The sequence below is a fragment of the Herbidospora sp. RD11066 genome (assembly GCF_054661255.1).
The window spans coordinates 42,156-65,348 of sequence record NZ_BAAGDO010000017.1 but is presented as its reverse complement, the minus strand read 5'-3'; the positions used below and the strand labels follow the sequence as shown (position 1 = coordinate 65,348).

The following is a 23,193-nucleotide window of genomic DNA, read 5'->3' as shown; positions in this document are numbered from 1 at the left end:
CGGCTCGCGCGCCCCGAATGCGCGCGAGCCGTCACGTCAGGTTCAGCTGTTGGGAACCGTGTCGACCCAGCTCGTGCCGCCGGTGCGGTAGGTGTTCACTCGCTGGACGACGGTGGCGGGCGCGACCACCTCGTTCTTCGCGTGGTAGAACCAGTCGATCTGCTGGATCCACTGGCGCTGGGTGCTGCTGCCGACCAGGCCGCCGCTGATGAACCACAGGTTGAAGTTCACCGACTGCACGGTCTCGGGGTAGTAGTCGCCGCCGTGGGTGGCGAACAGGTTGCCGTCGATGTAGTACTTGATCTCGCCGCCGGAGACCTGGAGGACCAGGTCGTGCCAGCCGGCGTAGCTGATGCGGTTCTCGGTGTGGGTGTTGACCGCGAGCCAGGGCTCGTTGCGGTAGGTCTCCCACGAGGTGGCGTACATGATGTTGGCGGGTTCGCCCCAGCCGCCGTTCGGCAGGTACTCGAAGTCCTGCTCGCTGTAGTTGGGGTCGAGGTCCTGGTTGAGCGGGGTGATCGTGAAGAAGGTCTGCACGATGTGGTCGCCGTCGGGGCCCGTCGTCGGGGCGTCGGTGAACAGCACCCGGGCGGCGTAGGTGCCCTCCAGGAACTTGCGCTGGTTCAGGACCTCCGACTGCTGGGTGCCCGCGCCGGTGCCGTCGGTGACCGACTTGAGCTGGAGGGCCTTGTTGGTGCCGCTCACGGTCGGGAAGGTGACGTTGGACGCCGGCCACGACGCACCCGGGATGCCGGGGCCGCCCTGGTTGGTGCGGATCGTCCAGTTGTGCGCGGCGATGTTCGGGTCGGTGTGGGACGAGTAGCTGAAGTCGTCGAACACGACGCCGTTGTTGCCGCCCGGGTTGTTGGGCGAGCCCGAGGGAGACGGCGAGGGCGACGGCGACGGGCTGGGGTTGCCGCCCGCCGGGGCGTTGCCCCAGAGCAGCGCGCCCGACTGGTAGACGGTGATCTTGTTCCAGTCGGCGTAGGAGGCCTGCGCGCCGAACGAGTAGTCGTCGCTCTGGGTGAGGGTCTGCCAGTCGGCCCGGTAGAACCGCAGCTGCATGTCACTGGTCGAGGCGCCCGGCGCGAGCGACCCGCTGGTGAAGCCGACCTCCAGGTAGCGGTCGGCGGTGGCCGTACCGGGAGAGATCGTGCCGAAGGTGCCGGTGATCGTCGAGCAGCCGACGACCGCCCACGAGCAGGCGAACCGGTACTGCTGCGCGGCCGAGTCGGCCTTGAAGTAGTAGCGGACCTTGACGGTGTTCAGCGCCACCGTGGTGGTGCCGGTGTTGACCACCTTCAGCCAGGGCTCGACCTGGTCGGCCGTGTTCCCGGACGCGCTGGTCTTGTACTGCACCTTGAGGGCGGTCGCGGCCTCGGCCGGCAGGGCCACCAGGCCGACGACGGCGAGGGCGGCGGCGAACCCGCCGGCTAACCACTTCTTGCTGGACACATCTGTCCTTTCTTTATGGGATGAGCGGACCCACCGACACGCCCTGTGCGGCGAGGCGGGACAGGTGGGGGTCGAGACGGCGCAGGAAATCGGAGTAGTCGCCCGCCGAACCCCAGGCGACCTCGGCGAACGCGAGCAGCCGGGGGAAGGCCTGGCGTTCGACGTCGGCCGGGGTCGGCATGTACTCGGTCCACAGCTGGGCCTGGACGCCGATGATCCCCGGCGCCGACGGCGGGACGAAGTGGTAGGTGTTCGACAGCGACAGGACCCGGTCGGGGAAGAACGGGCCCGCCTCCTGCTCCGGTGGATAGTCGAGGTAGGTGCGCAGGTGCGGGGCCAGCACGACGTCGCGGCCCTCGAGTGCGGCCAGCGCGCCGCTCTCCTCGTCGAGCCAGGTCATGGTGGTGGCGCCGGGGGGACCGTCGGGTTTCTCGTACCAATAGACGAGTTTTCTGCCCTTCGCGGCCAGGTGGTCGGCCATCCGGCCGGTGATCCACGCCCTCGCCGCGTGGGCGCCTGGGAGGCCGAGTTCGGCGATGCGCTCCTGGGCGCGCGGGGTGCGTTCCCACTCGGTGTTGCGGCACTCGTCGCCGCCGACGTGGATGTACTCGCTGGGGAACAGCTCGCAGACCTCGTCGAGGACGTGGTGGAAGAAGGCGACGGTCTCCTCTTCCAGGTTGAGGGTGTGCTCGCTGATGCCCCAGGTCGCCCAGACCTCGTAGTTCGCCGAGGGGTCGTTGCCGAGTTCCGGATACGCGGCGAGTGCCGCCTGCACGTGGCCGGGGAGGCCGATCTCCGGGACGATCCGGACGAACCTCTCGGCGGCGTACCGGACGATCTCCCGGATGTCCTCCTGGGTGTAGTGGTCGCCCGAAACCTCGGTGAGACGGGGGTAACGCCGGATCTCCAGCCGCCAGCCCTGGTCGTCGGTGAGGTGCAGGTGCAGCACGTTCAGCTTCAGCTCGGCGATCAGGTCGATCAGCCGCAGGACGAACGCCTTCGGCATGAAGTGCCGCGCCACGTCGAGCATCACCCCGCGCCACCCGAACCGGGGCGCGTCCTCGATCACCCCCTCCGGGAGCCGCTCACCGAGCTGGCGCAGCGTCTGCCGGCCGTAGTACTCGCCGGCGGGCCCGCCGAAGGCCAGCTCGACCCCGCTTTCGCCGACTGTCAGCCGGTAGCCCTCACCCGGCAGGCCCGGGTCGGGCGCGAGCCGTACGAGATCCTCGGAGAATGCGATCGAGCCCCCGAGGACGGCCAGGTCACGTGGCCGCGGAATGATCACGTTGGATTCCTTTCTCAGCCCTTGACGGCGCCGGCGATGATCCCGGAGGTCACCCGGCGCTGCAGAATCAGGAAGATCAACAGCACCGGGAGCATGAAGAGCGTGGCGGCGGCCATGGTGGCGCCCCAGTCGGTGCCGAAGACGTTGGAGAAGGACGAGAGCCAGACGGGGAGCGTGCGGTCGTCCTGGTTCTTGATGATCAGCGCGTTGGCGAACGCGAACTCGTTCCACGCGGTGATGAACCCGAACAGCGAGGTGGACATCAGTCCGGGCGCGAGCAGCGGCAGGACGACCTTCCTGAAGGCCGCGGCCCTGCTGGCGCCGTCCATCTGAGCGGCCTCTTCGAGCTCCTCCGGGATCGCGGCGAGGAACCCCCGCAGCGTGACGATGGTGAACGGGAGGGTGCTCATGAAGTAGATCAGCGTCAGCATCGAGAGCTTGTCGAGCATGCCGGTGTCGCGGGCGATGATGAACATGGGGATCAGCAGCGCCTCCCACGGCGCCATCTGCGCGACGAACACCATGAGGATGAACGCCTTGCGCCCCTTCCACCGCATCCGCGCCACCGCGAACGCGGCCAGCAGCGCGACGACGAGGCTGAGCAGCACCGCGCCGACCGAGACGAGCAGCGAGTTGCGCCAGAAGAGGCCGAACCCCTCGCTGCCGATGGCGGTCTCGAAGTGTTCGAGGGTGGGATGGAGCGGGAGGAACTGCGGGGTGTCGGCCTGAATGTCGCGGGTCGGCTTGAACGCCGTGACGACCATCCAGTAGACGGGGAAGACCGAGACGACCAGCACGCTGAGCGCGGCCAGGGTGATGGGGAGCCGTTTCATTTGTCCGCTCCCTCGTGCCGGTACATGCGGCGCAGGTGCGGGATCAGCACGACCAGCAGGATCAGGACGGTCAGGGTCGAGATGGCCGAACCGAGGTCGTATTTGTGGAGGGACTGGGCGACCTGGTAGGCGTACACCGGCAGGGTCGTGGTCGCGCCGTCGGGCCCGCCCTGGCTGATCGCCCAGATCTGGGCGAAACACTTGAAGACCCAGATGATCTCCAGTGACGTGATGAGCCCGAACAGCGGGCGCAGCATCGGGAAGGTGACGTGGCGGAACACCTGGGTCTGGGTCGCGCCGTCGATCCTGGCCGCTTCGAAGAGTTCGCCCGGGATCGTGGTGAGCCCGGCGTAGAGCGTGAGCGCCGCGAACGGCACCGACTGCCAGACGACGAGCAGGACCATGATCGCGAAGGTGGACGTGCCGTCGGCGAACCACGTGTAGTCGTCGAACTGCGTGAGCCCGATACTGGTCAGCAGCCAGTTGACCACTCCCAGCTTCGACTGGAACAGCCACTGGAAGATCGTGGTCGCGGCCAGGACCGGGGTGGCCCACGTGAGCACCAGCCCGCCCAGGACCGCCAGCCTCAGCTTCTTCCCCAGCCTGGCGACCATGAGCGCGATCAGCGTCGAGATGACCATGATCAGGACGACGTTGACGGCCGTCCAGATCAGCGTCCTGCGGACGACGGCCCAGAACTCGGCCGAGCCGAGCGCGTCGTGGTAGTTGTCCAGCCCGACGAACGCCGCTCCCCCGCGGATCAGCTCACCCGTCCTGAAGTGCTGGAACGAGATGATCACGCTGCGGATCAGCGGATAGAACAGCAGGTAGGCGGTGCCGGCGACGGTCGGGATCACCAGCAGGTACGGCCACAGGGCCGGAAGGGCGCGCCTCCGCCGCGGAGGTGGCGGCGCCGCGGTGGCGACGGGCCGCTCGGGAGCCTGCGTGACCACGGGCGTCCTTTCTCTTTCTCTGTACGAACTGGGCGAAATCCCTGACCGCGATGTCCGACCGGGGGGCGGGCCCGCCCGCGCGACCCCGGGAATTGGGAGACGCGGCCGACGCGAGCGGGCCCGGGACTGTGTACCGACCTTTGGCGCCACCACTTGGGAGCCGATGAGCTGGGCCGGTTACCGGAGGGGCCGGGGACCGGCCCGCCTGGGGCCGCAGGCCCCGAGGGCGGGTGGGTGGGCGATTCCCCGTTAGGACTTGGTGTTGAGGATGTCCGCGATGACCTGCGACGCCTTGGTCGCCTCGGCGGCGCCGTCGGTGCCGGTGAGGTACGTCGTCATGTATTCCTTGATGACGTTCTTGGCCTCGACGGCCGCCCAGTTCGCGGAGTTCGGGGTCGCGTGGCCGTTCGCCGCGCCCTTCGCCATCGCGGCGGCGCCCTCGGTGGTCAGCACCCCGCCGAGCGAGACCCGGTTGGGGACGTAGGACATCTCCGTAGCCATGGCCGTCTGGAACTTCTCACCGGCGAGGGCCTTGATGACCTCGTACGCGAGATCGGGGTTCTTGGACGCCTCGGGCACGATCAGGTCGCTGCCGCCGGTGAAGACGGCGCCCGGGGTGTCGGCGGTCTTGCCGGGGATCGGGAAGAAGCCGAGCTTCCCGGCCAGTTCCGGGTTGGCCTTCTCGATGGCGACGGCGCCGCCGGGGGCCGAGATGAGCTGCGCCACGTTGCCCTTGGCGAAGACGTCGGCCTGCGGCGGGTTGGCCTCGTCGGAGTCCTTCGGCCCCTCGCCGAGCGCCTGGAGCTTCTTGTAGAAGTCGATCCCGGCCAGCGCCTGCGGCGTGTCGAGGCCGCCCTTCCAGGTGCCGCCCTCGTTGAGGGCCAGGTCGCCGCCCTCGTCCCAGATGAACCCGGCGAGGGTGTACCAGTTCTGTCCGGGCAGGTAGATGCCCTGGGTGCCGTCGGCGTTGAGCTTGGTGGTGACGTCGATCCACTCGTCCCGCGTGGTGGGCGGGGTCACACCGGCCTTGCCGAACAGGTCCTTGTTGTAGATGACGACGCGGTTGGCGGCGTACCAGGGGATCCCGAACTGCCTCCCGTCGATCTTGCCCGGGTCGGCGAGACCGGGCAGCCAGTCGGTGCCCTGGAGTTCGGTCACCTTGTCGGTCAGGTCCTTCACGCCGCCGCTGGCGGCGTACTCGGCGACCTGGGTGTTGCCCACTTCGATCACGTCAGGGGCGTCGTTGCTGGCCAGGGCGCTGGTGACCTTCTGGCCGATGCCGTCCCACTCCTGGATCTGGACATCGAGGGTGACCCCTTGGTGCGCGGCCTCGAAGTCGCGCTCGAAGGTACCGAGCAGGGTGTCGGACATGCTGTCGCGCATGATCCAGACGGTGAGCGCCGTCGCGGCGGGTGCTTCGGGAGTGGTGCTTTCCGTGGACGAAGAGCCGCATGCGGTGAGCCCGGCGGCGAGCGCCAGGACCGCTGCCGCGGCGAGGAACCGGGGGGCCATTGGTTCTCCCAGTGGTCAGATATTGGTAAGCAATCTGCCTGCTGGCGCTAGAGTGGTCTTAACCAGTAGACCCGTCAAGACCCGTTATTCAGTGTTTACATTCGACAACTGGTAAGACGCTGGTAAGGTCGAGGACGTGACTGTCAACATGCGAGCAGGCCTGAAGCGCGACCGGGTACGCGACTTCCTGCTCGACTACGTGGCCGACAAGAAGCCCGGCGAGGCCATCCCGTCGGAACGCGACCTGTGCAAGGAACTGGGCGTCTCCCGCCCGACCCTGCGGGCGGCCATAGACGACCTGGTCCGCTCGGGCGTCCTCGTCCGCGAACACGGCCGCGGCACCTTCACCGGCCCCCAGCGCGTCACCCAGGCCCTGGCCGCGACCCCGAGTGGATCGTTCTACGCGCCTCCGGCCGACGGAAAATGGCTGAGCGCCATCCTGGAATTCGGCTCCTCCCCCGCCGGCCCCCAGCTGACCAGCCGGTTGCAACTGGCCCCCGCGACCCCGGTCCTGAGAGTGGTCCGCCTGCGCGTCGTCGACGACGAACCGATGGCCATCGAACGGCTCCATCTCCCCCACGAACTGGTCCCGGGCCTCGTACCTGCAGATATGGAGACGGGTTCGTTCTACAAGGTCCTGCGAGAGCGGTTCGGCGTCGACGTCCGCAGCGCGGTGCAGACCATCGAGGCCACGGTCACCGACGAAACGGAGGCGGAGCTCCTGGGCGTCCCGGAACACTTCCCGGCCCTGCTGGTCGAACGCACGACCCGCGACGTGAACGGCCGCATCGTCGAGTTCACCAGGTCGATCTACCGAGGCGACCGCTACCGGGTGACCTCGGAGCTGTATTTCGACGCCGAGTCCGGGTAAGCCGCAGTTACGCTGAGACCATCACTGGCGGCGGCATCGGAAGGGGCAGAGCACGGTGAGCGTGGACCTCGAACACGAGCCCATTCACGACCTCGCGCGCCGGGTCATCCGGCTCGCGGAGGAGACCCAGCAGGCGGCGAGAGTGCTCGAGCGCCGTCTCGAAACACTCGAACGCCGTGAGCAGTCCGCCGACAGAGCCGAACGGATCCTGGCCATCGCGGCCGGCATGCGCGACCAACTCGGCGAGGAGAGACTGTCCACCGACGACCTCTACGACCCGGAGACCGGTCTGCCGCGATGATCGTCGACTCGAGCGCCATCATCGCCATCATCAACGGCGAACCCGAGGCAGCCGATTTCGCCTCCGCGATCGCCACCAACATCTGCCGCATCTCCGCCGTCAACTACACCGAGGCGGCCATCGTCGCCGACAACCGGAGCGAGTCGATGCGCCGCTCCTTCGACGACCTGATCGACCAGATGAGCCTCATCATCGAACCGGTGACTTCTGAACAGGCGACACTCGCCAGAGTCGCCTACCAGACCTACGGCCGGGGCAAGCAGTCGAAGGCCAGACTCAACATGGGCGACTGCTTCGCCTACGCCCTGGCCATGCACCTCGACGAACCGCTGTTGTTCAAGGGCGACGACTTCCCCCACACGGACGTCACCCCCGCCCATTCCTGAGCGGGGGCGTAGCCGAGGATCAGGCCGGGCGGAAGGAGTCCCTCTCCGCCGGGGCGGCGTGTTTGATCATCAGGTGGCGGGTCACCGAATACTCGCCGACCGCCTCCTGGCTCATGTCCTTGCCGAAGCCGCTTCCCTTCACCCCGCCGTGCGGGGCCTCCGACGCGATCGGCAGGTGGTCGTTCACCCACGTCACCCCCACGTCGAGCCGGTGTGACACGCGCAGCGCCCGCGACACGTCCGACGACCACACCGAAGACGCCAGCCCGTAAGGAGTGTCGTTGGCCAACCGCACTCCCTCGTCCTCCCCGTCAAAAGGCAGCGCCACCAGGACGGGGCCGAAGACCTCGCCCTGGACGATCTCGCTGCCCTGTTCCGCGTCCGCCACCAGTGTCGGCGCGTAGTAGTAGCCGGGCGCGTCGAGCGGATCGCCCCCACGGACGATCCGGCCCGACGCGCGCGCGACGTAGCCGTGCACCCTGTCCCGGTGCTCGGCGGAGATCAACGGGCCGATGTCGGTCCCGTCGGCCCAGGGGTCGCCTGGACGTACCTTCTCCAGCGCCGCCGCGAGTGCCTCGACACCCTCGGCGTAGCGGGAACGTTCGATGTAGACGCGGGTGGCGGCGGTGCAGTCCTGGCCCGTGTTGTAGGTGGCGCCCATCGTGACGCCGAAGGCCATGGCCTCGATGTCGGCGTCGGCGAAGACCAGGGCGGGGGCCTTGCCGCCCAGTTCCAGGTGGACGCGCTTCAGGCCGTCGACGGCTCCCCGCATCACGGCCTTGCCGGTCGCGGTCGAGCCGGTGACGCTGACCATGTCGACGCCCGGGTCGGTCACCAGCGCCTGGCCGACGTCGCCGCCTCCGGTCACCACGCCCAGCAGGCCCGCGGGGGCTCCGGCCTCGGCCATCAGTTCGGCCAGGCGCAGGGTGGTGCGAGGGGTGCGGGGGGCGGGCTTGATGACGACGCCGTTCCCGGCCGCGAGCGCGGGGCCGACCTTCCAGATCGCCATGATGAACGGGAAGTTCCACGGTGCGATCGAGCCCACCACGCCGAGCGGGCGCCGGATCAGCATCGACGTGTAGCCGCTGCTCAGCAGTCCGGCGCCGGTTCCGTCCAGGGACCGCGCGCCTCCGGCGAAGAAGCGCAGGTTGTCGGCGGCGAAGGGCAGTTCGCCGTCGCGGAAGACCGCCGCGGGCTTCCCCGTTTCTTCGACTTCCAGGCGGGTCAGTTCGTCGGCGTCGCGTTCGACCAGGTCGGCCAGGCGGAGCAGGACGCGGGCGCGCTCCGAGGGCGTCGCCTCGCGCCACTGCTCGAAGGCCGCCCGCGCGGCGGCCACTTTCGTGGCCACGTCGCTCAGCGAGCTGTCGGCCACGTCGTCGATGACCTGGCCGGTCGCGGGGTTGATCAAAGTCGTCATGTACGTCTTCTAACTGTCGAAACCGATGCCGAAGCGGTCGAGCACGCGGAGCCACGGCCCGCGTCTGCCCTCGTTCGCGTCGGCGCGGGCCAGGGCCCGGCGGGTGAACTCGACCACCGGCCAGCGGATGGGCTCGGGTGGGAACGGCACCGGGCGGCGGCGCACCATCTTCAGTCCGGTACGTCTGGTCTCCCGCCGTGCCAGCAGGTCGAGCCCGGCCAGGGCGCCGAAGCGCGAGGCGCCCACCCCGAGGCCCGTGTAACCGAGGGCGTAGGCGACCCGGCCGCCCATGGCGGTGCCGAAGAACGGGGTGAAGCGGCTCGTCGAGTCGATCAGCCCGCCCCACCTGTGGGTCGCCCTGACCCCTTCGAGCTGCGGGAACGTCTCCAGCAGGTGGCGGGCCAGCAGGGCGTGGGATTCGGGGCGCTGGTCGCTGCCGCCGCCCTTGAAGTTGTAGACGGCGTCGTAGCCGCCGAACAGCAGGCGGTCGTCGGCGGTCAGCCGGTAGTAGTGGAACTGGTTCCCCGCGTCGGTGATGCCCTGCGCCTCGGCCCAGCCCAGCGACGCCCGGCGCGCGGCGTCGAGCGGCTCGGTGACCAGCACGTAGTCCCACACGGGCAGGACGTAGTTGTTCAGGCGCCGCAGCGGCGACGGGAACGCGTTGGTCGCGATGAGGACCTGGCCGGCGTCGACCGCCCCGTGGGCCGACGCAACTCGTACGGAAGATCCGGAGCGTTCCATGCCGGTGACGCGGGTGTGCTCGTAGAACCGCACGCCGAGGTTCTCCGCGACGCGGAGCATCCCCCACGCCAGCTTCACCGGGTCGACGAGGCCGCCGGTGCCGCGCAGCCGCAGGCCCGCGAGGTAGGTCGGCGAGTGGACGTCGGCCCGCATCTCGTCGGCGTCCAAGAATGTGGCGTCTTCGCCATGGTCCCGGTGGCGCTTTTCGGCGGCCCGCAATTCGGCCACCTGATGGGGTGCAACGGCCGCCGTGGTCTTGCCGCAGAGCCGGAGATCGGCGTCGATGTCGTTTTCGGTCACGAAATCGGCGATGGCGGCCAGGTTCTCGCGGCCGATCGCCAGCAGAAGATCGATTTCCCCAGGCCAGCGGTGTGCGCCGTGGGTCAGGCCGTGGGTGATCGAGTCGGCGATGAAGCCCCCGTTGCGGCCCGTGGCGCCGAACGCGATACGTTCGGCTTCCACCAGAACGACGTCGCAGGCGGGGTTTTCTTGTTTGGCCAGCACAGCAGCCCAGAGGCCGGTGAAGCCGCCGCCCACGATCAGCAGGTCGGCCGTCGTCACCTCTGTGAGCGCCGGATACGCGGCCGGACCGGGCCGGTCGGTCCAGAAGACCCTCGGCAGTGCGTCCGTAATCACGATCCCCTCCGACCGATATTTGTTGAATCGTGATTCAAATACTTATCGAGCAACCACGTCAAGACCTGCGACACTTGTTGTGAGATCCTCCATACGGGGCGGGGTGCGGTGACTCAGCGAAAGAGCAGGGCAGATCGACGGGTCGAGCTGATCGACGCGGCCAGGCGCGCGATGATCCAACACGGCGCCGAGGGCGTTCATCTGAACCAGATCGCAGAAGAGGCGGGGCTCACGTCGGGCGCCGTGCTCTATCACTATCCCGATCTGCGCGACCTGCTGATCGAGGCGCACCACGCCGGCATGGAACGGTTCTACGAGCAACGGGTCAAGAAGATCAGCGGCATGGCCGACCCGGCCCAGAAGCTCATCACGACGATCCGGTCGGGCCTGCCCGAGAGCCCCGACGACGCGGGCGTGCGCCTGCTGTGCGAGCTCGGCGGCGCGGCCGGGCGCAACCGTGTCTACGGCACCCTGCTGACCACGCTCTACGACCGCCAGGTGGCGATGTACCAGACGATCCTGGAGGTCGGCGCGGCTCAGGGGGTCTTCAAGCTGATGGGCGACTCCGAGCAGATCGCCCGCAACCTGGTCGCCCTCGAAGACGCCTACGGCTACCGCATCATCGCCCGCCACCACTCGATCGGCCCCGACGAGGCGGTGGGCCTCATCCTCGACTTCGCCCGCATGGCCACCGGCCACCCGCTGAAGGAGACCCCGGCGGCCCGCCCGAAGACCACGCGCACGCCCCGGACTCCCCGCCCTCGGAAGACCACCGGCGACACGCCCTCAAGCCCTCTGGACGCCGGATGACGGGCCGAAACGACCCGCGCCGCAAAACGTACACAGAGCCCTAAACAGGCCGGCACCGCGCCCTGGGGAGCGTCACAGGGCGCGGTGCCGGATTCAACGTGCGCCGCTAGTTCGGGATCAGGACCGCGTCCTCCGGGCGCCACGTCACGCCCACCACGGTCCCCGGGGTGATCCTGGCCGAGCCCTGCGTCGCCGCCAGGACCTTGCGGCCCAGGCCACGCACCTCGACCGCGATGTGGGACACACCGCCGTAGAAGCTCACGTCGACGACCACGCCCTGCACCATGCCGGGGGCGGGCTCGGTGAGGCGCACCCGCTCGGGGCGGATCGCCAGCGCCGCCGGGGCGTCGGCCGTGGTCGCCTTGGCGGGCAGCGGGCCGAGGCCCTCGGCGTTGAAGACGCCGCCGCGGATCGCGCCCGTGAACAGGTTGTTCGCGCCGATGAAGTCGGCCACGAAGTAGGTGCGCGGGCGGTCGTAGAGGGTCACGGGGGCGTCGATCTGCTCGACGCGGCCCTGGTCCATGACCGCGATGCGGTCGGCCAGGGACATGGCCTCCTCCTGGTCGTGGGTGACCACGACGAAGGTGATGCCGACCTCGTTCTGAAGGCGCTTCAGTTCGAGCTGCATCTCCGCGCGGACCTTCTTGTCCAGGGCCGAGAGGGGCTCGTCCAGGAGGAGCAGGCGGGGGCGCTTCACGATGGCGCGGGCCAGCGCGACGCGCTGCTGCTGGCCGCCGGACATCTGCGCGGGGCGCCGGCCGGCCAGTTCGCTGAGGCCGACCTTCTCCAGGACCTCGCCGACCCGGGTCTTGATCTCGGCGCGGGGGAGGTTCTCGCGCTCCAGGCCGTACGCCACGTTCTTGGCCACGGTCATGTGGGGGAACAGCGCGTACGACTGGAACATCAGGTTGACCGGCCGCTTGTGCGGCGCGAACTTCAGCAGGTCGGCGCCGTCGAGGCGGACCGCGCCCTGGTCGGGCGTCTCGAAGCCGGCCAGGATGCGCAGCAGTGTCGTCTTGCCGCAGCCCGACGGGCCGAGCAGGGCGAAGAACTCTCCCTGCTGGATGTCGATCGAGACGTCCGCGAGGGCCGTGACGTTCCCGAACTTACGGGATACCCCCTCGATGGAAAGCAGTGTCATTTGAGGGACTCCGTGAGTCGGGTCATGCGCTGGACTGCGAGCACCGCGACCACGCTGACGGTCAGCAGGATGGTCGCCAGGGCGTTGATGTCGGGGGTCACGCCGAACCTGACCATCGAGTAGATGACGATGGGCAGCGTCGGCTCGGTCGGTCCGGCCGAGAAGAAGGCCAGCACGAACTCGTCGAGCGAGAAGGTGAACGCCAGCAGCGCGCCGGCCGCGATGCCGGGGGCGAGACCCGGCAGCGTGATGCGGAAGAACGTCTGGACGGGGCTCGCGCCGAGGTCGGTCGAGGCCTCTTCGAGCGTGGTGTCCATCGACGCCAGCCGCACCCTGACCACCACGGCGACCAGCGGGATGCCGAAGGTCAGGTGGGCCAGCAGGATCGAGGTCAGGCCCAGCGTGAAGTTGATCGCGGTGTAGAAGATGAGCAGGCCGATGGCCAGCATCAGCTCGGGCAGGATGGCCGGCGCCGTGGCGATGGCCTCGATCACCTTCGAGCGGGTGTGCCGGGCGATGCCCACCGCCATGAGGGTGCCGACGACCGTCGAGATCAGGCAGGTGCCGACCGCCACGACGAGGGTGTTGCCGAGGCCCTGGAGGATGGTCTCGTCACCGGCTAGCTTGCCGTACCAGTCGAGGCTGAAGCCCTTGAAGACGTAGGGATTGTCGCCCGCGTTGAACGACATGAAGACCACGACCACGATGGGCACGTAGAAGAACAGGTAGACCAGCCACAGGGGCAGGAAGACCAGACGCGACGACTTCTTACGCCCCGTGTGATTAGACACTGCGGGTCCTCCGCGAGACGGCGGCCTGGGCCAGCAGCAGGATCACCGTGACCGCCACCATGACCAGCGCGATCGTGGCGCCGAAGGGCCAGTCGCGGGCCTTGAGGAACTGGTCGCGGATCAGGTTGCCGATCATGATCGCCTTACCGCCGCCCAGGATCTCGGGCACCACGAAGTTGCCGAAGCTGGGCACGAACACCAGCACGGACCCGATCAGCGCGGACGGCAGCGTCAACGGCAGCGTGACGCTGAAGAACGTGCGGACCGGGGAGGCGCCGAGGTTGGCGCTGGCCTCCCGCAGGCGCGGGTCGAGCCGCTCCACCGCCGAGTAGATCGGCAGGATCATGAGCGAAAGGTATCCGTAGAGCAGGCCGACGACGACCGTGCCCCGGTTGTAGAGCAGTTCGAGCGGTTTGTCGATCAGACCGATGCCCGTGAGCGCCTCGTTGACCAGACCCGGGCCGCTCAGCAGGATCGTCCAGGCGTACATCCTGATCAGGAAGTTCGTCCAGAACGGCAGCATGATGGCCAGCAGCGCGATCGTCTTCCACTTCGACGGCAGCAGCGCGATGGCGTACGCCGTCGGATAGCCGATCAGCAGGGCCAGGACCGTCACCACGCCCGCGACGACCAGGCTGTCCTGGATCACGTTCAGGTAGAGCGGCTGGAACAGCCTGCTGAAGTTGTCGGTGGTGAATTCGTAGACCACCCCACCGAATCGGCCTCGCTGGAAGAACATGGTGCTGAGCATGAGCAGCATCGGCACCACGGCCAGCAGCGTCAGCATGATCAGCCCAGGTCCGAGGAAGATCAACCGCGCGAGGATCGAACCTCGCCCACGCGACATACCGGGCCCCCCTTCTGATGTTTGGCGAGTGTTGCAGGAGACATCAAATTAGACAAGACTGTGCCGCACGGGGTGAGCACGGAGTTTGTACTTCCTGTTGAATCGACATTCAGGAGCGAGCGGTGGCTACCGCAGACTGGACGTTGCCGGGGAACGTCGTCCTCCGCCTTGGCGACGAGCTTGAGGCGGGTCCCGGAGTGACCGAGCAGGTCCTCCGGAATCTGGGTGCCGCACCGGCGCCCTTCACGGTGCGCGAACTGCGCCCGCTGCCCGACTTCCCGGCCGGAGAACGGCCGATCACCGTCGACCAGACCTACCGTTCGGTCGTCGTGGGCGAGAAGGTGATCGTGAAGTGGTTCCCCCATCCGGCGGAGGGGCCGCATCCCGGTCTGGAGATGCTGACCCACCTGTCCGACACGGGGTTCACCCGCACGGCGGAGCCCTACGCGGCGATCTTCTGCGGCACCGCCCTGGCCGGGCTGGCCACGGCGTACCTGCCGGGGGCCCGCGACGGCTGGGAGTGGTGCGCCGACGAGGCCGTGGCCGGGCGGACCGCCTTCGCGACGGAGATCGGCACCCTTGCCGCCGATCTGCACCTGGCGATGGCCACGCCGTCGGGCGTCGTCACCGATCCGGTGCGGGTCGTGCCCGCCACCGACGACTGGTCGGAAAGGGCCGAGCACGCCCTCGGCGAGGCGCTGGCCCTGACGACCGACGAGACCGACGCCCGCTGGCTCGCCGACCACGTCGCCGACCTGCGACGAGAGCTCGCGCCGCTGCAGGTGGCCGGTGAGACCTCGGTGATGCGCGTCCACGGCGACCTCCACGTGGGCCAGATCCTCGAATGGGACGAAGGCTTCGCGCTGATCGACTTCGACGGCAACCCGACCGTGACCGGCGCCTCGCCCTACCAGCCGGCGGCCCGCGACCTGGCCCAGCTCTGCATCAGCGTCGAGAACGCCGGGCAGGTCGCGATCAAGCGGCGCGGCGCCGATCCCCAGGCGATCTCGGCCTGGGTGTGGGGCGCGCGGGAGGGCCTGGAGAACGCGTACACGAAACGGCTCGACGAAGCCGGGCGGGGAGACCTGCTCGACCGTTCGCTGCTCCGCCCGTTCGAGGTCGAGCAGATCTGCCGGGAGCTCATCTACGCGGGCCGGTTCCTGGCCCGCTGGCGCTACGCCCCCATGGGCGTGCTGCGCACCTGGTTCTGAAAGGCTGACAAGGTGGACGCCGGAAAATTCCTCGACGACCTGCTGAAGAAGCCCGAGTCGCTGGAGAGGCTGGCCGCCGCGCTCGACGCGGGCGGCCTGTTCGACGGCCTGCCCACCACCGTGCGGCGGGTGCTGTTCCTCGGCATGGGCAGTTCCCGGTACGCCGCCCGCGTCGCGGCCCTGCGCCTGCGCGCCGCCGGGATCGACGCCGCCGCCGACTACGCCTCGACGAGCCTGGGCTACCCGCCCGACCCGGCGACCCTGGTGGTGGCGATCTCCGCCACCGGGGGCAGCCGCGAGACGCTCGACGCGGTCGCCCGCCACCACGGCGTCTCCTACGTGGCCGCGCTCACCAACAAGGCCGATTCGGCCGTCACCAAGGGCGCCGACCACGTGATCCCGATGCTGGCCGGCCCCGAGGAGGGCGGGGTGGCGTGCCGGACCTTCCAGCACACCCTCGCCCTGCTGCTGGCGATGTTCGGTCAGGGAGTGGACGCCGCCCTGGTCAGACGCGCCGCCGAGGCCACACAGGACCTGCTCGACCGCAGGAACGACTGGCTGCCCGGGGTGCTGGAGCTGCTCGACGGCCCCCACGGCGTCTACACGATCGCCCCCGCCGAGCGCCTGTCGTCGGCCGACCAGTCGGCGCTGATGGTCCGCGAGGGCCCGCGCCGCCAGGCCACCGCCTGCGAGACCGGCGACTGGGCCCATGTCGACGTCTACCTCACCAAGACCTACGACTACCGCGCCCTGCTGTTCCCCGGCTCGCCCTACGACGGGCAGGCGATGGAATGGGTGCGCGAGCGCGGCTCGACGGTCGTCACCGTCGGCGGCGAGGTGGCCGGACAGGCCGGAGGCGTGCGTTACAGGCACGACGAAGATCCCGGCGTCGCGCTCCTCACGGAAACGCTCGTGGCCGAGCTGGTCGCCGCGTCGTGGTGGGCGCACGGGTAGGAAAGCTACCGGTGTTCCGGAGTCGTCCGGGCCATAAGTGCCTCAACAGTGACATTCCGCACCAATTAACTGAGGGACGATTTCGCGCTCAAGACGCTCGATTTTTACCTGGATTTCCCCATACCGGTGGATCTGTTCCAGCTTAAGATCGCCGCGTGACCCTCGAAAAGGCACCTCCCGGCGTCGACCCTCTCACGCCGAGCGTGGCCCGGATGTACGACTACTTCCTGGGCGGCAAAGACCATTTCGCGGTGGACCGTGAGGCCGCGGAGGCGATCAACGCCATCTCGCCCGACGCGAAGGAACTCGCCAGGGCCAACCGTGAGTTCCTCGGCCGGGCCGTCCGCCACCTGATCGACCAGGGCGTGACCCAGTTCCTCGACATCGGCGCGGGCCTGCCGACCCGGGAGAACGTCCACGAGGTGGCCCTGCGCCACGCCCCGGAAGCCAGGGTCGTGTACGTCGACAACGACCCCATGGTCCTGGTGCACGCCCGCGCGATCCTCGCCGACAACCGCCGCACCATCGTCACCGACGGCGACCTGCGCGAACCCGGCTGGATCATCGGCCACCCGGAAGTGCGCGCCCACCTCGACTTCTCGCAGCCGATCGCCATCCTCATGGTGGCCGTCCTGCACTTCATCACCGACGACGAGGAGGCCCGCCGCCTGGTCGCCGAGTTCCGCGACGCGGTCGTCCCCGGCAGCCACCTGGTCATCTCCCACATGAGCCCCGGCGAGGCCGTCGGCGACGACCTGGCCGCGGGTCAGCAGGTCTACTCCAAGAGCTCGGCCGGAGGCATCGCCTTCCGCACCCACGACGAGGTCCTGTCGCTCTTCGACGGCTTCACCCTCGACGAGCCCGGCGTGGTGCAGATCGCCGACTGGCGCCCCGACGACCCGGTGGCGCGGGCATTGACCACATCATCGAGCGGGGCGATCGGGCTGGCCGGAGTGGCCCGCTTGGATAGCTAGCATATCCAGCGTGCGGATCTCACAGCTCAGCGACGCCACCGGGGTACCCATCCCGACGATCAAGTACTACCTGCGCGAAGGCCTGCTGCCCTCGGGCGAGCAGGTCTCCGCGACCAGGTCCGTGTACGCCCAGTCGCACGTGCGCCGGCTCCGGCTCATCCGCGCCCTCCTGGAGGTGGGCAAACTGCCCATCTCGGCGATCCGGGCCGTCATCGAGGCCGTGGACGACGAGTCGATGGGCGTCCACGAGATGCTCGGCACCGCCCACTACGCGCTGTCCCCCAAGACCGAACCCGAGGAGACCGAGGAGTGGGCCCAGGCCCGCGCCATGGTCGACGAGCTGATCCGCGAGCGCGGCTGGCGCGTCGCCACCGCCGCCCCCGGCCGCGACGAACTCGCCCAGACCATCGTCACCCTGCGCCGCCTCGGCCAGGACGTGACCCTGCCCGACCTGCGCCCCTACGCGGCGGCCGTCGGCGGCCTGGTCCGCGACCACGAGATGGCCCGGGTCCCCTTCGACGGCCCCCGGGAGACGGCGGTCGAGGCCCACGTGATCGGCACGGTGCTCTACGGCCGGGTCTTGGACGTGGTGCGTCGCCTGGCCGAGGAGTCGGAGTCGGCGCGGCTACTCGCAGATCCCGACGGGCTGCCGTAGCAACCACTGCGCGGCGCGGCACAGCAGAGTTCTGTGGACGGGGGAATCGTAGGAGCGGGTGTCGTGGCCCAGGGCGTCGTACACGAGCCGGCCGCGTCTGACGTTCCGGGCCCACAGCACCGGCTGCCCCAGTGAGGTGGCCAGCGGGGCGACGTCCGGGAGGACGTCGAGGTCGCTGTAGACCTCGTCGACGACGTCGAAGTCGCGGAGGCCGTCGGTGATGACGTGGTCGCGGTTGACGTGGACGGTCGTCCAGCCGATGGCGGGGTGGTGCGACTTGCCCCACTTCCAGGAGGCGCCCAGAACCCTCGGCCACCCCTGCCAGTCGTCGAAGCAGATCGAGGCGCTGTGCATGGCGAGCACGCCGCCGCCCTTGTTGAGATGGTCGAGCAGGACCGCGCGGGCGTCCTGGGTGAGGTTCAGATACCAGGAGTCGCGCTCGCTCTCGAAGTGACCCGTTTGGTTGCGCCACCGTAAGGCGTTGATGGTGATCAGGTCGACCTGAGGGGGTTCGGAGAGGGCGCCCGCGATGTCCTCGGTGATCTCCGACTCGATCCCCGCTTCGAGGAGCACCTCGGCCAGGGTTTGTGACGTGGCCGCAAAGTCGTGCGCGACCCCTCCGGAAAGAATCAAATTTCGCGCCATAGCCCCCACCGAATCACAGCTCCCTAGGATCAGGGAATGGCCAAGCGCGTGACCTACGCCGACGCGGTCGAGTTACTCGGCGGCGACTCGAAACTGATCAAAGCCCTGGACAACGCGCTTGGGGTAGCGCTCTTCGCAGGCGGCCCGCTGACGCTGAGCCTGTTCGACGCGAAAACCGAGGCGATCCGCCTGGCCAACCAGTTACTGGGGAGCCTCCGCGAGAAGCTGGGCAAACTCCCCCGCGCGACCCGAACCGAACGGCTGGTCGCCGCCCACGAGATCATCATTACCACGGCGTTCTTCGAAGCCTTGGACGATCTGGAGCTGCCTGTCTCGCTTGAGGATCTGCACCTTGAGGAACCGGCCGGTGAGTCGCTGATATCCAGCGTCACGCAGTTGCGGTCCACTCTGGTCGGGCGCGACCCGATGACCCCGACGTCCCTTCACCTCGACGAGTTGCTGCAAAACTACACGCTTGCGGCCCACCGACTCGCCATCCTCATCGACCGTCTCCACCCCCGAAGCATCTCCCGCGACCGGTGGGAGACGCTGATGACCGTGCTCTCCGGCGAACTCCCGAAGGCGGCGGTCCGCCGCTACCAAGACCTCTATCACCGGTTGGCCTCGGACTTCCCCGAATTTGCCTTCTGAGCCCACATGCGCACTCACGAGCCCTCACAGGTGGGGCTCGCCGGGCTACAGGCGATGCTGATGGAGGTGACGGCCGGACGGGTTCCCCCGCCGAAGTCGGCAAGCATCCACGCGCTCAACGCGGCGGCCCTGACCCGGCCTATCAGCCAAAGCGACGAAGAATTCGGCCTGCGAATGCCTAGTCTCGGCGAGAGCTACGTGGTGCCCCTTTTTCGCCTAATTGCCGACCCGAGCCGCAGCGATTTGAGTCTTGAGTCGGTGTGGGCGGCGGAAGAGATCCGTAGCAGTCTGGGACAGACACTGGCCGGACATCTAACGTCGGCCGAAGCGCTACAGGCGCCCTTGCTCATCTTCGGCCAGCCCGGCGCGGGCAAGTCGGTGTTGACCCAGATGCTCGCCGCCCGACTGCCACGCAGCGACTTCCTGCCGATTCGAGTGCCGTTGAGGCAGGTACCCGCCGACGCCGGCATCCAGGAACAGATCGAAACGGGCGTCCATGTTACGACCGGCGAGACGATCTCCTGGCCTGATTTGGCCCGCTCAGCGGAAGGCGCGCTTCCGGTCGTCCTCCTCGACGGACTCGACGAGTTACTCCAGGCGACGGGCGTCAACCGGACCGACTACCTACGTCAAGCGATGGAATTCCAAGAGCGCGAGGCGTCACTGGGCCGTCCACTCGCTGTGGTCATCACCACCCGGACCGCCGTGGCGGACCGCTTCCGGGTGCCCTTCGGATCTGTGGCCCTCCGCCTGGAGCCCTTCTCCGACGCACAGGTCGCCATCTGGGTCGAAACGTGGAACCGAAGCACCGGAGCCGGCCTGTCGCTGCAAAGCGTGCTCGGCTACCCAGACCTGGCCCGGCAGCCACTGCTCCTGCTGATGCTCGCCCTCTACGACGCCGACGGTACCGCCTTCACCGGACACCTGCTCCAATCGGAGTTGTACGAACGTCTACTCAGCCGATTCGCCGCCCGGGAGATCCGCAGACACCAGAGAGACCTGAACGACCGCGAACTCACCGAATCGATCGAATTCGAGCTGCTGCGGCTCTCCGTCGCCGCCTTTGCGATGCTCAACCGTGGTCAGCAGTGGGTCACACACAGCGAACTGAACCACGACCTCTCCGCGCTTCTGCCCACCCCAACATCGGTCGCCACCGGCTTCCAGCGACCGTTAACCACCGCGCAGAAGGTTCTCGGACGCTTCTTCTTCGTCCACCAGGCGCAGGCGTTGCAGGACTCTGCGGCGGTCAGCACTTATGAATTTCTGCACGCCACCTTTGGCGAATATCTGATTGCGCGCCTGATCAGAAACCTGGTCTGGCCAGTCACCGAAGGAGAAAGCCCCCGTAGGCACTTTCAAACAAAATCCCACCAACCCCTGGCCGAACTATTATCGTTCGCAGTGCTCGCCACCCGGGAGCCGATCCTGCGGTTTCTCAGCGAGATGCGTAAAGACAACCCTCATGTGCGGCCGTTGCTCGTACGCTTGTTCCAAGTAGCCTACTTCGGCACTTCTACAGATAGAGGAGACTACCGGCCCACCTCGGTTTCAGCGGCCAGAAATGCGGCCTGCCAAACAGCCAATATGTTGCTGTTGCTCACTATCCTCACGGGTCCGATCCGGGCTACAGAATTGTTCGGTGGGCGCCCAGACGTCGTATCTCTATGGCAAAATCTGGTCGACCTATGGCGCGCGAACTGGAGCAGCGAAGAAGGGCTGGCCGTCGACGACTGGCTGATCATCACCCGCACCGAGGAGAATCTCGAGCACGAGATCACCGTCACCCATCTTGACGAATCGACTCCCGGTCTTATCGTCGACCCCGGCGAGATCACCGAGTGGACTCACGAGCGCCGCGAATTCTCGCGTATCTGGGGATCGCAGCCCGTGAAATCACGGAACACCGGAAACGAACGCTACCCGCTGCGAGCACCAGCCGACGTAGTGGCATCTCAGCAGCCAGAACCGGCGACAACCTTCAGGAAGGACCAGAATAGGCCCACAGACCCGCTCCTAGGTCTGCCGCTCAAGGCGTGGCTGGCGTCCAATTCGGACAGCGAGTCCCTCCAACTCGCTCAGCCGAGCAATCCATGGATGCAGCGTCGTTTCCTCGAACTGGTATGGAGCGAGCGACATCGCCTATCCACCGAAGTCATCGCGCACATCTGCAAGGGAACTCTGCGGGCGGGCTCCAATCCACCGGACCTGCTGCTCGACTGCTTTTTATATTTGGCCACCCGAACGCAGGATTACCTAGATTTGATCGACGAACTACTTCACGCCCTCAATGTCACGCCAGCTGAATCGCTACTGACGGCTGTGACCTTGATGGAACTCGACATCGACCCCTCGGCCGTTCCAATGGTTGCTTTCGGCTTGGTACGCGGGATGCACGCCAACGACTTCGAGAAAATCGCCGCATCCGATCCGCATCTCTACAACCGGGCCCGGCGCATCATCCGCGCTGAAGGCAGTCGCTATCGGCTCACCTGGCCTGGATCGAGCCCAGCACCTTCCGAATGACCGTCTCGCCCGAGACCCGCAATCCGTCGTGTTCCCATTCGTTGGTCACCCAGGTCGTCACGTTGGCGACCTCGCGTGCCGTCTGGGCTGACAAGCCTTCGTCCACATACATGTCGTCGTAGTAGACGACCGCACCGACCGGCACTTCGTTCCGAGCCAGGCGGGCGGGGTCATACAGTGCGGGCCACGTCATCTGCGCCAGACACTCCGCCGTTTCTTTGAACGGCCGCAGCGACCTGATCTCGTCGAACATCCAGGGGTAGATCATCTCCCCCGTCAGAGGAAGGTCCGGGGCCAGGCGAGCGGCCGACCAGTTCGTTGGGGCGCCCTGGGAGTAGATGGATTCGTGCATGACCGCGTACAGGGGATTGCCGGCGAAAGAGGTGTCGGCCATCACCTGGTACAGGAACTCATCCGAGAGCTCGCCCCCGACCCACGCCTCCGTCAACAGCCAGTGCAGGGACTCCGCCCCGGACCCGGTCCCCAGCTCGATGCCCAGGAACTTGAAGCGATGCGGCGTCAGTCGGTCACCATCGGGAAGCCGGATGTCGTTCGAGTCCAGGAAGGCGAGCAGCCCATCGAGACGGGCACGGTCATCCGGATAGCGCGCGAAATAGCGCCGGAGTTTGTCTTCCACGCGGCGATAGGTGCGCGAGTAGACCTCGTCAGCGTCGGCGTGCAGGCCCGCCAACCCACCGGTCACGTAACAGGCCGACAGCGACTCGGGCGCTTTCGACAAATAGGTCAGCGTCACGAAGCCGCCGTAGGACTGACCCAGCGTCGACCACCGCTCGACGCCCAGAGCCCGCCGGATGTGCTCGGCGTCGTCCACGATCGAATCGGCGCGGAAGTGCCGCAGGTAAGCAGCCAGCTCAGGGCCATCAGGCCGAGGCAGGGACTTCGCCGTCACCGGGCTGCTCCGGCCGGTCCCCCGCTGGTCGAGCAGCAGGATCCGGTGGGTCCGCAACGCGTAGCCGAGCCACCCGTCACCCCCCAGCGGCCGGGGCGACTTCCCGCCAGGACCGCCCTGCAGGAAGACGAGCCACGGCAGGTCCTCGCCCACCCGCCGAGGGTCGCACGCCTCCCGCGCGAACACCTCGATCAACCCCGCCGAAGGATCGCCATGGTCGAGCGGCACAGTGAACACGTGGTCGGTCAGCGAAACGGTCATCGCGTCACGATAGCGACTCCGCCTCGGCTTCCGCCGCCTTCGCGTCGGCCACTCTCCCCGCCGCCCGCAGCACCCGCGACAGCGTCGCCAGCGACACGATCAACGGCGGGCCGCCCAGGTCGCGGGCCAGGGACACGGCCTCCTCGGCGAGAGGCAGCGCCATGCCCGGCCGCCGGATCAGCGTGTCGGCTCCGGAGCGCAGGGCCCGCACCAGCGTTCCGGGATCGGACAGAGTTCGGGCGGCGCGGACGGCTCCGTCGACGGACGCCGGGGAGCGGGCCACGCGGGCGTGGGCGAGCAGAGCGTCAACCACCTCGGCGCCGGCCGCTCCACGTGCGATTGCCGCGAGGTGCAGGCGGGCCTGCTCCTCGTACTCGTTCGAATTCACTGTGTCCCAGCGTCTTCCGACCCCAGGCCACTTGCAACC

23 protein-coding genes are annotated in these 23,193 nt (G+C 68.0%); 10 read left to right on the top strand and 13 right to left on the bottom strand.

All coding sequences use genetic code 11. The features are described from left to right. Window positions 1-42 precede the first annotated feature (42 nt). The 5 genes from ACYQ78_RS38475 to ACYQ78_RS38455 all read right to left on the bottom strand — a co-directional run bounded on the left by ACYQ78_RS38475 (window position 43) and on the right by ACYQ78_RS38455 (window position 6,038). On the bottom strand, window positions 43-1,455 hold the full coding sequence (locus tag ACYQ78_RS38475) for a cellulose binding domain-containing protein (RefSeq protein ID WP_459805932.1): 1,413 nt from the start codon (window positions 1,453-1,455) through the stop codon (window positions 43-45). A gap of 13 nt (window positions 1,456-1,468) precedes the next feature. Then, complete coding sequence (locus ACYQ78_RS38470) at window positions 1,469-2,740, bottom strand: beta-N-acetylhexosaminidase (protein WP_459805931.1); 1,272 nt, start codon at window positions 2,738-2,740, stop codon at window positions 1,469-1,471. Between the two features lie 14 nt (window positions 2,741-2,754). Further along, window positions 2,755-3,573 (bottom strand): carbohydrate ABC transporter permease, encoded by an 819-nt coding sequence (locus ACYQ78_RS38465; RefSeq protein ID WP_459805930.1) that lies wholly within the window; start codon window positions 3,571-3,573, stop codon window positions 2,755-2,757. Continuing rightward, window positions 3,570-4,526, bottom strand: coding sequence for a carbohydrate ABC transporter permease (locus ACYQ78_RS38460; protein WP_459805929.1), 957 nt, complete (start codon window positions 4,524-4,526; stop codon window positions 3,570-3,572). Before ACYQ78_RS38460 ends, ACYQ78_RS38465 begins: the two co-directional genes overlap by 4 nt. Window positions 4,527-4,775: 249 nt before the next feature. Then, the gene (locus tag ACYQ78_RS38455) at window positions 4,776-6,038 is read right to left on the bottom strand and encodes an extracellular solute-binding protein (protein WP_459805928.1); all 1,263 of its coding nucleotides are present in this window, start codon (window positions 6,036-6,038) and stop codon (window positions 4,776-4,778) included. Between the two features lie 136 nt (window positions 6,039-6,174). Between ACYQ78_RS38455 and ACYQ78_RS38450 the strand changes: the two genes are divergently transcribed. Genes ACYQ78_RS38450 through ACYQ78_RS38440 form a run of 3 tightly spaced genes read left to right on the top strand, consistent with a single transcriptional unit; the run spans window position 6,175 to window position 7,596 of the window. Further along, a complete protein-coding gene (locus tag ACYQ78_RS38450) occupies window positions 6,175-6,909 on the top strand; it encodes a GntR family transcriptional regulator (protein WP_459805927.1) in 735 nt (244 codons plus the stop codon). Between the two features lie 55 nt (window positions 6,910-6,964). Next, the gene (locus tag ACYQ78_RS38445) at window positions 6,965-7,210 is read left to right on the top strand and encodes a hypothetical protein (protein ID WP_459805926.1); all 246 of its coding nucleotides are present in this window, start codon (window positions 6,965-6,967) and stop codon (window positions 7,208-7,210) included. Next, the gene (locus tag ACYQ78_RS38440) at window positions 7,207-7,596 is read left to right on the top strand and encodes a type II toxin-antitoxin system VapC family toxin (protein ID WP_459805925.1); all 390 of its coding nucleotides are present in this window, start codon (window positions 7,207-7,209) and stop codon (window positions 7,594-7,596) included. Before ACYQ78_RS38445 ends, ACYQ78_RS38440 begins: the two co-directional genes overlap by 4 nt. 19 nt (window positions 7,597-7,615) lie before the next feature. Here the strand turns inward: ACYQ78_RS38440 and ACYQ78_RS38435 are convergent, their stop codons facing one another. Further along, window positions 7,616-9,013, bottom strand: a complete 1,398-nt coding sequence (locus ACYQ78_RS38435; protein ID WP_459805924.1) for an aminobutyraldehyde dehydrogenase — start codon at window positions 9,011-9,013, stop codon at window positions 7,616-7,618. Window positions 9,014-9,022: 9 nt separating this feature from the next. Next, window positions 9,023-10,390 (bottom strand): NAD(P)/FAD-dependent oxidoreductase, encoded by a 1,368-nt coding sequence (locus ACYQ78_RS38430; protein ID WP_459805923.1) that lies wholly within the window; start codon window positions 10,388-10,390, stop codon window positions 9,023-9,025. Window positions 10,391-10,498: 108 nt separating this feature from the next. Between ACYQ78_RS38430 and ACYQ78_RS38425 the strand changes: the two genes are divergently transcribed. After that, window positions 10,499-11,200: a TetR/AcrR family transcriptional regulator gene (locus ACYQ78_RS38425; protein ID WP_459805922.1), complete on the top strand. Its 702-nt coding sequence runs from the start codon at window positions 10,499-10,501 to the stop codon at window positions 11,198-11,200. A gap of 106 nt (window positions 11,201-11,306) precedes the next feature. On the opposite strand, the gene ACYQ78_RS38420 is transcribed toward ACYQ78_RS38425, so the two are convergent. From ACYQ78_RS38420 to ACYQ78_RS38410, 3 genes are read right to left on the bottom strand one after another with little or no spacing between them, the layout of a single operon-like run. Further along, on the bottom strand, window positions 11,307-12,341 hold the full coding sequence (locus tag ACYQ78_RS38420) for an ABC transporter ATP-binding protein (RefSeq protein WP_459805921.1): 1,035 nt from the start codon (window positions 12,339-12,341) through the stop codon (window positions 11,307-11,309). Continuing rightward, a complete protein-coding gene (locus ACYQ78_RS38415; RefSeq protein WP_459805920.1) occupies window positions 12,338-13,132 on the bottom strand; it encodes an ABC transporter permease in 795 nt (264 codons plus the stop codon). Before ACYQ78_RS38415 ends, ACYQ78_RS38420 begins: the two co-directional genes overlap by 4 nt. Next, on the bottom strand, window positions 13,125-13,979 hold the full coding sequence (locus tag ACYQ78_RS38410) for an ABC transporter permease (RefSeq protein ID WP_459805919.1): 855 nt from the start codon (window positions 13,977-13,979) through the stop codon (window positions 13,125-13,127). The genes ACYQ78_RS38415 and ACYQ78_RS38410 overlap by 8 nt, the downstream gene beginning before the upstream one ends. Window positions 13,980-14,101: 122 nt before the next feature. Here ACYQ78_RS38410 and ACYQ78_RS38405 point away from each other — a divergent pair, with 122 nt between their 5' ends. The 4 genes from ACYQ78_RS38405 (at window position 14,102) to ACYQ78_RS38390 (ending at window position 17,773) form a co-directional block, all read left to right on the top strand. Then, the gene (locus tag ACYQ78_RS38405; protein WP_459805918.1) at window positions 14,102-15,190 is read left to right on the top strand and encodes a hypothetical protein; all 1,089 of its coding nucleotides are present in this window, start codon (window positions 14,102-14,104) and stop codon (window positions 15,188-15,190) included. Window positions 15,191-15,202: 12 nt separating this feature from the next. Further along, complete coding sequence (locus tag ACYQ78_RS38400; RefSeq protein WP_459805917.1) at window positions 15,203-16,144, top strand: SIS domain-containing protein; 942 nt, start codon at window positions 15,203-15,205, stop codon at window positions 16,142-16,144. A gap of 155 nt (window positions 16,145-16,299) precedes the next feature. Continuing rightward, complete coding sequence (locus ACYQ78_RS38395) at window positions 16,300-17,118, top strand: SAM-dependent methyltransferase (protein WP_459805916.1); 819 nt, start codon at window positions 16,300-16,302, stop codon at window positions 17,116-17,118. A gap of 10 nt (window positions 17,119-17,128) precedes the next feature. Continuing rightward, window positions 17,129-17,773 carry a MerR family transcriptional regulator gene (locus ACYQ78_RS38390; protein ID WP_459805915.1) on the top strand — a complete coding sequence of 215 codons (645 nt, stop codon included), beginning with the start codon at window positions 17,129-17,131 and terminating at the stop codon, window positions 17,771-17,773. Here ACYQ78_RS38390 and ACYQ78_RS38385 read toward each other — a convergent pair. Further along, the gene (locus ACYQ78_RS38385; RefSeq protein WP_459805914.1) at window positions 17,744-18,418 is read right to left on the bottom strand and encodes a ThuA domain-containing protein; all 675 of its coding nucleotides are present in this window, start codon (window positions 18,416-18,418) and stop codon (window positions 17,744-17,746) included. The genes ACYQ78_RS38390 and ACYQ78_RS38385 overlap by 30 nt on opposite strands. A 36-nt stretch (window positions 18,419-18,454) precedes the next feature. Between ACYQ78_RS38385 and ACYQ78_RS38380 the strand changes: the two genes are divergently transcribed. After that, entirely contained in the window at window positions 18,455-19,069 is a 615-nt protein-coding gene (locus tag ACYQ78_RS38380) for an NACHT N-terminal helical domain 7-containing protein (protein ID WP_459805913.1), read from the top strand. A 6-nt stretch (window positions 19,070-19,075) separates the two neighbouring features. Continuing rightward, complete coding sequence (locus ACYQ78_RS38375; RefSeq protein WP_459805912.1) at window positions 19,076-21,595, top strand: NACHT domain-containing protein; 2,520 nt, start codon at window positions 19,076-19,078, stop codon at window positions 21,593-21,595. On the opposite strand, the gene ACYQ78_RS38370 is transcribed toward ACYQ78_RS38375, so the two are convergent. Together ACYQ78_RS38370 and ACYQ78_RS38365 are read right to left on the bottom strand one after the other, a co-directional pair. Beyond that, window positions 21,558-22,766 (bottom strand): alpha/beta fold hydrolase, encoded by a 1,209-nt coding sequence (locus ACYQ78_RS38370; RefSeq protein ID WP_459805911.1) that lies wholly within the window; start codon window positions 22,764-22,766, stop codon window positions 21,558-21,560. The genes ACYQ78_RS38375 and ACYQ78_RS38370 overlap by 38 nt on opposite strands. 4 nt (window positions 22,767-22,770) lie before the next feature. Further along, window positions 22,771-23,154: a hypothetical protein gene (locus tag ACYQ78_RS38365; RefSeq protein WP_459805910.1), complete on the bottom strand. Its 384-nt coding sequence runs from the start codon at window positions 23,152-23,154 to the stop codon at window positions 22,771-22,773. Window positions 23,155-23,193 lie beyond the last annotated feature (39 nt).